Raw genomic sequence first — 11495 nt, 5'->3', positions numbered from 1 at the left:
CTTCGACGGGCACACACAACTAGTTGAAGCACATACTGAATTTCAGAATACAGAGAGAAGCCTACAAATGCTGAGCATCAAAAACCTGCACGCATCCGTTGAGGACAAAGAGATCCTCAAAGGCATTAACCTGGAAATCAAACCCGGGGAAGTTCACGCCATCATGGGCCCGAACGGCTCCGGCAAGAGTACCCTGTCCCAGGTGCTGGCGGGCAACGAAGCATTTGAAGTCACCAGCGGCGAAGTCACCCTGAATGGCGAAAACCTGCTGGACCTGGAAACCGAAGAGCGGGCCCGGGAAGGCATCTTCCTGGCGTTCCAGTACCCGGTGGAAATCCCTGGCGTCAGCAACCTGCAGTTCCTGCGCACTGCAGTAAACGCCATGCGCGCCCACAAGGGTGAGCCAGAAATGAACGCGGCCGAGTTCATGAAGCTGGCCAAGGAAGTGTCCAAGCAGGTCGACCTGGACCCGTCCTTCCTGAAGCGGGGCGTGAACGAGGGTTTCTCCGGTGGCGAGAAAAAGCGGAACGAGATCCTGCAGGCCCTGCTGCTGCAGCCCAAGCTGGCGATCCTGGACGAGACCGACTCCGGCCTGGACATCGACGCCCTGAAAGTGGTGTCCGACGGCGTCAACGCCCTGCGTTCCGAGGACCGCGCCATCCTGATGGTGACCCACTACCAGCGGCTGCTTAACCACATCGTGCCGGACTATGTTCACGTCCTGGCCGGTGGCAAGATCATCAAGTCCGGCGGCCGCGAACTGGCCCTGGAACTGGAAGAGCGCGGCTATGGCTGGTTGGGCATCAAGGACGAAGAAACTGCCGACAGTTCAGCCAACTAAGGAGCTCGCGGAATGAAACCAGCACCTACTCTGTCCAGCGCGTTTCTGCATCCGGTTGGCCATTCCCTGCCGGAGCCGCTGGTGGCGCTGCGCAAACAGCGGGGCTCGGCTCTGGTCGACATGCCCTTGCCGACCCGCAAGACCGAAAACTGGAAGTACTCCAGCAAGTACCTGAAGCTGACCGACGACATGGCCATCTCCCTGCCGGCCGAAGGCAAGACCGGCAGCAGCCTGGCGGTGCCGGGTTACAAGGTGGTGTTCCTGAACGGCGTGATGATTCCGGAAGCCAGCGAATACCCGGATCTGGACGGCATCAGCATCCAGAGCTTCGACGATCTGGACAACGATGAGGCTGCCGACCTGGCCGATCGCCTGGACAACACCCTGGACAACAACGCCGTGCAGATGGCGCGCCTGAACTCGGCCCGCTTCGAAGACGGCCTGCTGATCCGCCTGAAGCCGGACGCGGTGCTCGACCAGCCACTATTCATCGTGCACGAGGTGACCGCCGACGCCAGCGGCTCCGCGTTCCCGCGCATCTACGTCGACGCCGGCCGGCACAGCCAGATCACCCTGGTGGAGGAATACATCTCCAGCGGGTCGGAGTCGGTGATGGTCAACACCGTGACCGAATTCGCCCTGGCCGACGGTGCCCAGGTCACCAGCATTCGCCTGAACATGGAGGGCGACAACGTCCAGCACATTGGCGCCACCGGCGTGCGCCAGCAGCGCAGCTCCAGGTTCGAGAGCCACAGCGTAGGCTTTGGCGGCCCGCTGCGTCGGCACGACCTGCAGGTGCGTCTGGAAGGCGAAGGCGCCGAGTGCAAGCTCAATGGCGTGGTGGTTACCCAGGGCAAACAGCACTACGACAACCACACCACCATTGAGCACGTGGCGGCCCACTGCAACAGCGAAGAAACCTATCGCAACATTGCGGCGGATCAGTCCCACGCGGTGTTCAATGGCCGTATTCATATCCACCAGGACGCCCAGAAGTCCAACGCGGATATGAATAACAAGAACCTTTTGCTGTCTAACGGTGCAGAGATCGACACCAAGCCCGAATTGGAGATCTACGCCGATGACGTGAAGTGCGCCCACGGCGCTACCATCGGCCAGTTGGACGAAACCTCCCTGTTCTATCTGGTTTCCAGGGGGATTGGCCGCCGGGAAGCGAACGTACTGCTGACCATGGCCTTCATTAACGAGCTGGTGGAGCAGATCCCGGTCGAGGCCGTCCGCGAGACCGCCCAGACCCGGCTCAACCAGTTCTTTGACCAGACCTTTGAGGAGGCATAACCGGTTATGACCGATCTGTCCGTGGCCAACGCAGCCCAAGCACCGGCGTTCGATGTCGACGCCGTCCGTCGGGACTTCCCGATACTGTCGCAGCAGGTGAACGGGAAGCCGCTGGTCTATCTGGACAATGGCGCCTCGGCCCAGAAGCCCATTGCCGTGCTGGACGCCATGGATCGGTATTACCGGGAAATGCACTCGAACGTACACCGCGGCGCCCACACCCTGGGCGACCGGGCCACGGCCGCCTTTGAAGGTGCCCGGGAGACCGTGCGCGCGTTCCTGAACGCAGACAGCACCCGGGAAATCGTCTGGACCCGCGGCACCACCGAGGCCATCAACCTGGTGGCCAATGGCCTGGCCGGCCGCCTGCAGCCGGGCGACGAGATCCTGGTCAGCCGGATGGAACACCACGCCAACATCGTGCCCTGGCAGATGATTGCCGAGCGCACCGGAGCCAAGGTGGTGCCGATTCAGGTCACGCCGGAAGGTGAATTGGACCTGGACTCGTTCCACAGCCTGCTGAACGAGCGCACCAAGATCTTCGCGATCACCCACGTCTCCAACGTGCTGGGCACGGTTAACCCGGTCAAGGAGCTGATCGACCAGGCCAAGGCCCGCGGCGCGCTGACCCTGGTGGATGGCGCCCAGGCGGTGCCCCATTACCAGCCCGATGTGCAGGCCCTGGGCTGCGATTTCTACGCCTTCTCTTCCCACAAGCTGTTTGGCCCGACCGGCATTGGCGTGCTCTATGGCAAGGCCGAGCTGCTGGAAGACATGCCCCCGTACCAGGGCGGCGGCGAGATGATCGAACGGGTCTCGTTCGAGCGCACCACCTGGAACACCCTGCCCTACAAGTTTGAGGCCGGCACCCCGGCGGTGGCCGAGGCCGTTGGCCTGGGCGCCGCCATCGACTACCTGAACGGCCAGGACCGTCGGGCGATGGAAGCCGCGGAGAAGGCCTTGCTGGAGCGGGCCAACCAGCTGGTTGAGACAGTGCCGGGCATGGAGATCATCGGTACCGCCAGCCAAAAAGTACCGGTCATGTCCTTTAAAATTGCCGGTCTGCACCCCAGTGATATTGGTACCCTGCTGGACCAGCAGGGTATTGCCATTCGGACCGGCCACCACTGCGCCATGCCGCTGATGGATTTCTATGGAGTTCCCGGTACTGCCCGGGCCTCCTTTGCGTTTTACAATACGCTGGACGAGGTCGAGCAATTGTTTGCCGCCCTGCAGAAGATCCAGCGCCTGTTTGCCTGATGGAGGTGGAATCATGACAGCCGAAGTCTTCACCCCGAGCGTTGCCGTCACCATGACGGCCAGTGCGGTCAAGCACGTACGCAAGCAACTGGACAAGAAGCCGGAGGCCAAGGGCATTCGGCTCGCCATCAAGAAGAGTGGCTGTTCCGGGTTCAAGTACGAGACCCAGTGGGTGGAAACCGCCGCTGAGGATGACCGTGTCTTCCACATCGACGGGGTGGACGTCTACGTCAAAGAGGAGCACCTGCCCCTGGTCAACGGCATCGAGATCGATTTCGTGACCGAGGGTGTGAACTCCCTGTTCCAGTTCCGCAATCCCAACGCCACCGCCGAGTGTGGCTGCGGAGAAAGTTTCACCGTTGCCTGAATTGGGCTGAGCGCCCCCGGCAACCAACCGACACAGCGAGGCCAGTCTGGGCATGCAAGAACGGGAAGTGGTCCTGACCAAACGCGAGGTGGAAGCCCGCCTCGTACCCGCCGGCACCGAGATCATGATCCCGGCGGATACCTTTGTGACCATCACACAGTCTCTGGGCGGCACCTTCACCGTCGCCGTGAACGGCAACCTCGCCCGCATTGAAGGCCACGACGCCGATGCCCTGGGCAAGCAGCCGCTGGAGAGCAGCTTCGACACCCCTGAGGACGGCTCGGTCAACGAGAACCAGGTGTGGGAAGCCCTGCGCAACTGTTACGACCCGGAAATCCCGGTGAACGTGGTCGATCTCGGCCTGATCTACGAGTGCAAGATCGAAAACGGCTCCGACCAGGGTAACCACGTGTACATCAAGATGACCCTGACTGCCGCCGGCTGCGGCATGGGCCCGGTCATCTGCGAGGACGTCCAGCGCAAGGTCGAGCACGTGCCCAACGTCGACAAGGTCACGGTCGACCTGACCTTCGATCCGCCCTGGAGCAACGACATGCTCACCGACGAAGCCAAGCTCGAACTGGGGATGCTGTAATGACCGCCACCGAACAGGACTTCAAGAACAACCCGCTCGGTTCCGAGACCAAGCTGGAGGACGTCACCGACGCCTTCGAATTCCTGGACGACTGGGAAGAGCGCTACGCCTACATCATCGACCTGGGCAAGCAGCTGCCCAGCTTTCCCGATGACGCCCGGGTGGAAGAGAATTACGTGCATGGCTGCCAGAGCCAGGTGTGGCTGATCCATCACTACGACGAGGACAACGGCAAGCTCTACCTGATGATCGACTCCGACGCGATGATCGTCCGGGGCCTGGCCGCCATCATTCTGGTGGCGCTGAATGGCAAGACGCCCCGGGACCTGCTCACCACCGACATCGATGAGCTGTTCGAGAGCCTGGACCTGTTCCGCCACATTTCTCCGACCCGCGGCAACGGCCTGCGCGCCATGGTCGGCAAGATCCGCGACATCGCGGCGGCCGAGGCGGCCTGACCGCTAGCCGCCCTGCCCTTCCCGCGCCGACCGGCGCGGCCATCACCAGATGATGGCGATATCATCCCGCTGAATATTGACCTGGGCGCCAACCGAGCCCATGCGTCCGTTGCTGAAATCCGGATGCACGTTGTTCAGAGTTACCGCCAGGCCTGCATCGGTGAGCTCGGGGGTCCCCGCCAGGGAATCGAAATAGCGGGCACTGCGGTACAGGTGCAGTTCATCCCCGGGCCGCAGGCCCGCGGTGGCGCCGGACTCGAGCGTGACCCGGTTGCCATCCACCCGGGTAATCCGGGTCATGAAGGGCTGGCATGCGAGTGCGCCATTGACGGCGTCGACCATCTCTCCGATCAGACCATCCACCGCCTGGCCGTAGGCCGTGTTCTGGAAGCCGCCGGAGCCGAAACCGTCGGCGGCGCCCGGATCGGCGTCCCACTTGGCCGTGGTCGCGAAACGCTGCTGGAATACCGGGGATCCACTGAAACCGTCGTACACCATCAGGTCCATGGCGAACCGGCGGTTCTGGTCCGCGGTCCCGAGACCCCGCTGCATCCGGTCCAGCACCGAGGTGCCCCAGGCCGAGGGATCAGCCACCCCCAGATCCCGGATCACGCCGGTCACCACAAACTGCACGCCCAGTTCCCGGGCCACCTGCAGGACGTTGGTCAAGCGATTGTCGCCCCGCTGCGCGGTGGGCGCGTTGAGCAGGTCGCTGAACAGGCTGTTGGTGGTGGCGCCGAATACCTGCAGCCGACCTCCCTCACGCAACCGGGCCTGCAGTTGTTGCGGCAAGATCTCGCCGGCGTCGTCGATGCGACCGAACTGGGCCTGATCCGGATAGAGCACCGGGAACCCGGTGATCGCCACCCGCTTTCTGAGCCGGGACGCCTCGCCGGCCCCGCAACTGGCGGCCCCCTTGGCACGCTCGACCATCTCGGCCTGCACGGTCAGCCGGAGCAGGTTGCCCCGACGCTGTTCGTCGACAACCCGGATGTTACGGGCCTGGCCGGTGGTCTCGACCTGGGTGTGGGACTCGGTGATGACCCCGTTCTTCACGGTTTCCCGGGTGCTCACCCGCGCCTCATAGCGCAGCGCCAGATCCCGGAGCGCGGCCTGGCGCGCCTCGGTGCGGGCGGCGGCGATGTCCTCGTTGTGAATGGTGCCGTGCCCGACCCCCTCCATCACCAGGGCCTGGGCAGTGCCGGCCAACGCCGTTAAAAGCACCAGCAGAATGCGTCTAGCTAGCATGAAAGAAAATCCCATCGCGTCGATACCGTACAGTCACTGTGGCGGGTCATTGCCGTCAATTCAGGTAATACAGGGAGTCTGCGCTCCGGCTCTGGACATCGCCGATGCGATCGTTGCCGAGCGGCATGGGGATCGGGCACTTGTCCCGCACCAGCTCATCGGCCACCTCCGCCGCACACGCCTGGAACTGGGGTTCCAGCTTGAGCTCCAGCACGGTCTCGATGACGCCATCCCTATGTTCGGTAACCGCCAGCTTTTCGGCGCCGCGGATGTAGCTGTCGACATAGGCCCGGAACATGTCATTGCGCAGCACGAAGTCGTTGACCGTAGAGCTGCCAAAAATCACCGTGCCATAGACCCGCTCGGCCAGGTTCCGGTAGGCATCCAGCTGCGATGCCCGCCGCGCCAGCAGGCGCTTGCGTGGGTTGTTCCGGTCGACAGCGACGTCCTCGTAGGTGCCAAAGCCACTGACCCGTACGATGATCGGCTCCGGCGCGTCTTCCTGCGTGTCCTGGCCCTGGTGCGCCGCACAGGCGGCCAGCATCATGGCAAGTAGGGGCATGGCGACCCAGCGAAAATTCATGATTGGTTCTCCGGAAACATCATTTCCCCTTCCCCATGAAAGATTCACGCCAGGTTTTCTAAGCGCCTGAATAGCGGAATAAAGCTTGCCTGACGCACGATTGCCGCCACCGGGGGCGGCAAGAAACTGCCCCCACTTACACATTGAAAACAAACCGTTACCGCTTCGGTCATGTTCCTGTCCGGGATCTGCACTAATCTTCAGCTTACATAAAGTTCATAACAACCCTACCGGAACTGCCAACAGGATCGTTTTCGATGCACAACACGCGCCTTTCCCGACTGTACCTGGCCATTGGCCTGTCCGTCGCCACCACCTCGGCCCTGGCGAGCCCCCAGCACTTCCTGTCTGCCCGCTCCTTCGCCATGGCCGGCACCGGTGTTGCGGCGGCCCATCCGGCGGACGCGGTGGCCAAGAATCCGGCGCTGATGGCCAGCCGCCATCACAGCTGGTCCGACGATCTGGGCCTGATGCTGCCCTCGGTCAACGCCCGGGTGGCCGACGAAGAAGACACCGGCGACCAGATTGACGACATCCAGGACACCATCGACGACGTCGAACGCGCCATTAACCAGGCCAATTCCGGTGACGCCCAAGACGGCGCCGGCCGGCTACGGGAGCAACTCCAGGCCTTCGACAGTGACACCGTGCGCGCCAACCTGGGCCTCGGTCTGGCCCTGGCGTTCCCGTCTCCGGGGTTGTCCGCCGGCGTGTTCGCCAACGCCAACCTGACCGCGACGGCCCGTGGCGAGTACGACGAGGACGACGACGCCCGCCTGGCCGCCATCGAAGCCGGCGCCTTACCAGCTGACTTCCGCGACAGCCTGGAATCCCGAGGCAAGATCCTGGCGTCCGCCGTCACCGAGGTCGGCATCGGCTTCGCCCGTGCCATCCCGCTCGCTGACGACAACACCCTGAACCTGGGCCTTTCGCCCAAGTTCGTGAAGCTGCAAACCTTCCAGTACACCGAGACCGTGTCCGGCTTTGAAGACGACGACTTCGACAACGACCAGTACCGGACCGAGAAAAACGGGTTCAACCTGGACCTGGGCGCCGCCTACGATTTTGGCGAGGACCGGGAATGGACCACCGCCATTGTGGTCAAGAACCTGATTCCGATGGAGCTGGACTCGGCCCAGAGCAACCCGGCCTTTGAGCAAGAGCGCACGCTCAAGCTCGACCCGATGGTCACCGCCGGCATTGCCCACCGGGGCGATTACCACGTGCTGACCGCCGACCTGGACCTGACCAAGAAAGAAGCCTTCGGTTACGAGGATGATACCCAGTGGCTGGCCCTGGGCGCGGAACTGGACGCCCTGCGCTACGTCCAGCTGCGTGCCGGGATTCGCCACAACCTGGCCAGCAACGAGGACAACGACGGCATCGAGGAAAAGACCCAGTACACCGCGGGTCTGGGCCTGAACCTGCTTGGCCTGCGGGTGGATCTGGGCGCCCTGTTCAGCGACGCCGACGTCGGCGCCTCCCTGGAACTGGGCACCGCCTTCTAACCCCGGCCCCGGCCAAGCAGGGCCCGCCCGGCACTGTCCGGCCGGGCTCTTTTTTGTACCCGCAGCGCCGCCATTTGCCAGCACCCCGACGGAACCGGATAATCCCGGAAACACTTTGTTCAAAGGCGATAACCGGGTCATGCAAATCTATCTGGTCGGTGGCGCGGTGCGCGACGAACTGCTGGGTCTCGAGGTCAAGGACCGGGACTGGGTGGTGGTCGGCGCCACGCCCGACGACATGCTGCAACAGGGCTTCAAGCAGGTGGGCGCCGACTTCCCGGTGTTCCTGCACCCGAAGACCCGGGAGGAATATGCCTTGGCCCGGACCGAGCGCAAGCAGGGCCGCGGTTATCACGGCTTCACCGTGTACAGCGCCCCCGACGTCACCCTGGAAGACGATCTCAAGCGCCGGGACCTGACCATCAATGCCATGGCCCGGGACGAACAGGGCGACATCGTCGACCCGTTCCAGGGCCGCACCGACCTGGAGCGGCGCCTGCTGCGCCATGTCTCCGAGGCCTTTGCCGAAGACCCCCTGCGGATCCTGCGCACGGCCCGGTTTGCCGCCCGCTTCCAGCCCCTGGGCTTTCGGGTGTGTGACGAAACCCGGGCGCTGATGCAGACCATGGTGGCCGACGGTGAGGTGGGCCACCTGGTGGCCGAGCGGGTCTGGCAGGAAATCCAGCGCGCCCTGCACGAGCGGGAGCCGGGCGCCTTTTTCGAGGTACTCCGGGACTGCGGCGCCCTGGCCGCACTGATACCGGAGCTAGTGCCCGACGAGCACTTTGCCGCCGCCCTGTCGGCGCTGCGCCACATCCACCAGCGTCAGGGCAGCACCGAACAGCGCTTCGCCGCGCTCATGTCGCCCCTGCCCCGCCCCGCGTGTGAACAGCGGGCAGAGGCCCTGAAGGCGCCCAATGACAGCAAGAATCTGGCCCGCCTGACTGCCGAGCTGCTGCCGGCGGTGGCCGACAGCGCCAACACCCTGGACGCCGACCAGTTGATGGCCCTGTTCGATGCCGCCGACCTGTGGCGGCGCCCGGAACGATTCGCCGACCTGCTGGTGGTCCTGGCCTGCGCCCTGCCCCAGAACCGCCAGGGCGCAATTGCCTCGATCGAGCGGGCCGCCCAGGCCGCCGCCGGCGTCGAACCCCGGACCCTGCTGGCCCAGGGTTTCAAGGGCAAGGCCCTGGGTGAGGCCATTCGCCAGGAGCGCCTGCGACGCATCGCGCAGGTGCTCTCCAGCCCCACAACCTGAGGCCCCATCATGACCGACACTTGCCCCGTTGCCCTGGTGACCGGCGCCGCCCATCGCCTGGGCGCCCGCACCGCACAGACCCTGCACGCCCGAGGCTGGAACCTGGTCATTCATTACCGCAGCCGACAGGACCAGGCCGAGACCCTGGCCGCCGACCTGAACCAGACCCGCGTCGACTCAGCGCGGATCGTCCAGGCAGACCTCACCGACACCGCACAGGTACGGGCGCTGGCGGATGCCGCCATCAGCCAGTGGGGACGACTCGACGGGCTGGTCAACAATGCCTCGGTGTTCTACCCGAACCCGACGGACGAGGCGACGGCCGACGACTGGGACCGCATCATGCACACCAACCTGCGCGCGCCCTTCTTCCTGCTGCAGGCCTGCCTGCCGGCGCTGCGGGCCGGCGGCGGCAGCGTCGTCAACCTGATCGACATCTACAGCGACCACCCCCTGGCCGACCACCCGCTGTACTGCGCCAGCAAGGCCGGCCTGGCGGCACTGACCCGGTCCTGGGCCAGGGATCTGGCCCCGGCCATCCGGGTCAATGGGGTCTCCCCCGGCGCCATCCTGTGGCCCGAAGCCGAACCCGGGATGGCGGGCATGGCTCCCGAGTACCAGCAGGCCATCCTCGACAAGACTCCGCTGGCCCGCACCGGCACCCCGGACGACATCGCCCGAACCATTGCCTTTCTGATGTGCGACGCGCCCTTCATCACCGGCCAGATCCTGCCCGTGGACGGCGGCCGCAGCCTCGGCATCTAGCCCCAAAGCCGCCCGCGCCGACGCCGGCGGGCCGCTTTGGCGCGCCGGTGCTTTCCGGATACAATGCTTCAGATTTCCATTCTGCCCGCGCCGACCCTCACCGGATCCGCGCCCTGTTAAACCGGAGAACCCCCATGCGTGATGTCGTCATAGTTGCAGCCAAGCGAACTGCCATCGGAACCTTTGGCGGAGGCCTGTCCAGCCTGCGTGCCGACCAGCTCGGCAGCGCCGTCATCAAGGCCCTGCTGGAAGACACCGGCGTGGCCGGCGACCAGGTCAACGAAGTGGTGCTGGGCCAGGTCCTGGCCGCCGGCTGCGGCCAGAATCCAGCGCGCCAGTCGGCCATCAACGCCGGCCTGCCCGCCTCGGTACCGGCCATGACCATCAACAAGGTGTGCGGTTCCGGCCTCAAGGCGGTGCATATGGCGGTCCAGGCGATCCGCTGCGGCGACGCCGAGCTGATGATTGCCGGCGGCCAGGAAAGCATGAGTCAGGCTCCCCACGTCCTGCCCAACAGCCGTAACGGCCAGCGCATGGGCAACTGGTCCATGATCGACACCATGATCACCGACGGCCTGTGGGACGCCTTCAACGATTACCACATGGGCATTACCGCCGAGAACATCGTCGAGAAATACGGCATCAGCCGGGACGAACAGGATGCCTTTGCCGCCGCGTCTCAGCAGAAAGCCGTCGCCGCTCGGGAAGCCGGCCACTTTGCCGGCCAGATCGTTCCGATCACCATCCCCCAGCGCAAAGGCGACCCGCTGGTGGTCGACCAGGACGAAGGCCCTCGGGGCGGCGTCACCGGCGAGGGGCTGGCCAAGCTGCGCCCGGCTTTCAAGAAGGACGGCACCGTCACCGCGGGCAACGCCTCGTCCCTGAACGACGGCGCCGCCGCGGTCATGGTGTGCAGCGCCGAGAAGGCCAAGGAACTGGGCCTGACCCCGCTGGCCACCATCAAGGCCCACGCCAACGCCGGCGTGGACCCGACCATCATGGGTACCGGTCCGATTCCGGCCAGCCAGCGCTGCCTGAAGCTGGCCGGCTGGAGCGTCGACGACCTTGACCTGATCGAGGCCAACGAGGCCTTTGCCGCCCAGGCCATTTCGGTCAACCGCGACCTGGGCTGGGACACCGCCAAGGTCAATGTCAACGGTGGTGCCATTGCCCTGGGCCACCCGATTGGCGCCTCCGGCTGCCGCATCCTGGTGACCCTGCTGCACGAAATGGTTCGCCGTGACGCCCACAAGGGCCTGGCAACCCTGTGCATCGGCGGCGGCATGGGCGTGGCCCTGGCGGTTGAGCGCTGA

12 protein-coding genes are annotated in these 11495 nt (G+C 64.7%); 10 read left to right on the top strand and 2 right to left on the bottom strand.

Annotation, left to right across the window (positions count from 1 at the left end; translation table 11 throughout):
- Window positions 1–67 precede the first annotated feature (67 nt).
- Genes sufC through U5822_RS09460 form a run of 6 tightly spaced genes read left to right on the top strand, consistent with a single transcriptional unit; the run spans window position 68 to window position 4820 of the window.
- Window positions 68–841: a Fe-S cluster assembly ATPase SufC gene (gene sufC, locus U5822_RS09485; protein ID WP_322855383.1), complete on the top strand. Its 774-nt coding sequence runs from the start codon at window positions 68–70 to the stop codon at window positions 839–841.
- A 12-nt stretch (window positions 842–853) separates the two neighbouring features.
- On the top strand, window positions 854–2140 hold the full coding sequence (gene sufD, locus U5822_RS09480) for a Fe-S cluster assembly protein SufD (protein ID WP_322855382.1): 1287 nt from the start codon (window positions 854–856) through the stop codon (window positions 2138–2140).
- Window positions 2141–2146: 6 nt separating this feature from the next.
- Window positions 2147–3400, top strand: a complete 1254-nt coding sequence (locus U5822_RS09475) for an aminotransferase class V-fold PLP-dependent enzyme (protein WP_322855381.1) — start codon at window positions 2147–2149, stop codon at window positions 3398–3400.
- Between the two features lie 13 nt (window positions 3401–3413).
- Entirely contained in the window at window positions 3414–3767 is a 354-nt protein-coding gene (locus U5822_RS09470; RefSeq protein ID WP_322855380.1) for a HesB/IscA family protein, read from the top strand.
- A 52-nt stretch (window positions 3768–3819) separates the two neighbouring features.
- Entirely contained in the window at window positions 3820–4362 is a 543-nt protein-coding gene (gene sufT, locus U5822_RS09465) for a putative Fe-S cluster assembly protein SufT (protein WP_322855379.1), read from the top strand.
- Window positions 4362–4820 carry a SufE family protein gene (locus tag U5822_RS09460; protein WP_322855378.1) on the top strand — a complete coding sequence of 153 codons (459 nt, stop codon included), beginning with the start codon at window positions 4362–4364 and terminating at the stop codon, window positions 4818–4820. Before sufT ends, U5822_RS09460 begins: the two co-directional genes overlap by 1 nt.
- A gap of 42 nt (window positions 4821–4862) precedes the next feature.
- Here the strand turns inward: U5822_RS09460 and U5822_RS09455 are convergent, their stop codons facing one another.
- Window positions 4863–6068 carry a flagellar assembly protein T N-terminal domain-containing protein gene (locus U5822_RS09455; protein ID WP_322855377.1) on the bottom strand — a complete coding sequence of 402 codons (1206 nt, stop codon included), beginning with the start codon at window positions 6066–6068 and terminating at the stop codon, window positions 4863–4865.
- A 55-nt stretch (window positions 6069–6123) separates the two neighbouring features.
- Window positions 6124–6651 (bottom strand): LPP20 family lipoprotein, encoded by a 528-nt coding sequence (locus U5822_RS09450; protein WP_322855376.1) that lies wholly within the window; start codon window positions 6649–6651, stop codon window positions 6124–6126.
- 257 nt (window positions 6652–6908) lie between these two features.
- Between U5822_RS09450 and traF the strand changes: the two genes are divergently transcribed.
- The 4 genes from traF (at window position 6909) to U5822_RS09430 (ending at window position 11495) form a co-directional block, all read left to right on the top strand.
- The gene (gene traF, locus U5822_RS09445) at window positions 6909–8159 is read left to right on the top strand and encodes a conjugal transfer protein TraF (protein WP_322855375.1); all 1251 of its coding nucleotides are present in this window, start codon (window positions 6909–6911) and stop codon (window positions 8157–8159) included.
- A 139-nt stretch (window positions 8160–8298) separates the two neighbouring features.
- Window positions 8299–9417: a tRNA nucleotidyltransferase/poly(A) polymerase-related protein gene (locus U5822_RS09440; protein ID WP_322855374.1), complete on the top strand. Its 1119-nt coding sequence runs from the start codon at window positions 8299–8301 to the stop codon at window positions 9415–9417.
- Window positions 9418–9426: 9 nt separating this feature from the next.
- Entirely contained in the window at window positions 9427–10182 is a 756-nt protein-coding gene (locus U5822_RS09435; protein ID WP_322855373.1) for a pteridine reductase, read from the top strand.
- A 134-nt stretch (window positions 10183–10316) separates the two neighbouring features.
- Window positions 10317–11495 carry an acetyl-CoA C-acetyltransferase gene (locus U5822_RS09430; RefSeq protein WP_322855372.1) on the top strand — a complete coding sequence of 393 codons (1179 nt, stop codon included), beginning with the start codon at window positions 10317–10319 and terminating at the stop codon, window positions 11493–11495.

Origin of the sequence: Marinobacter qingdaonensis (assembly GCF_034555935.1) — a bacterium.
In the GTDB taxonomy this organism is placed as follows: Bacteria; Pseudomonadota; Gammaproteobacteria; order Pseudomonadales; family Oleiphilaceae; genus Marinobacter; species Marinobacter qingdaonensis.
This window is presented reverse-complemented; position numbering and strand designations above follow the sequence as displayed.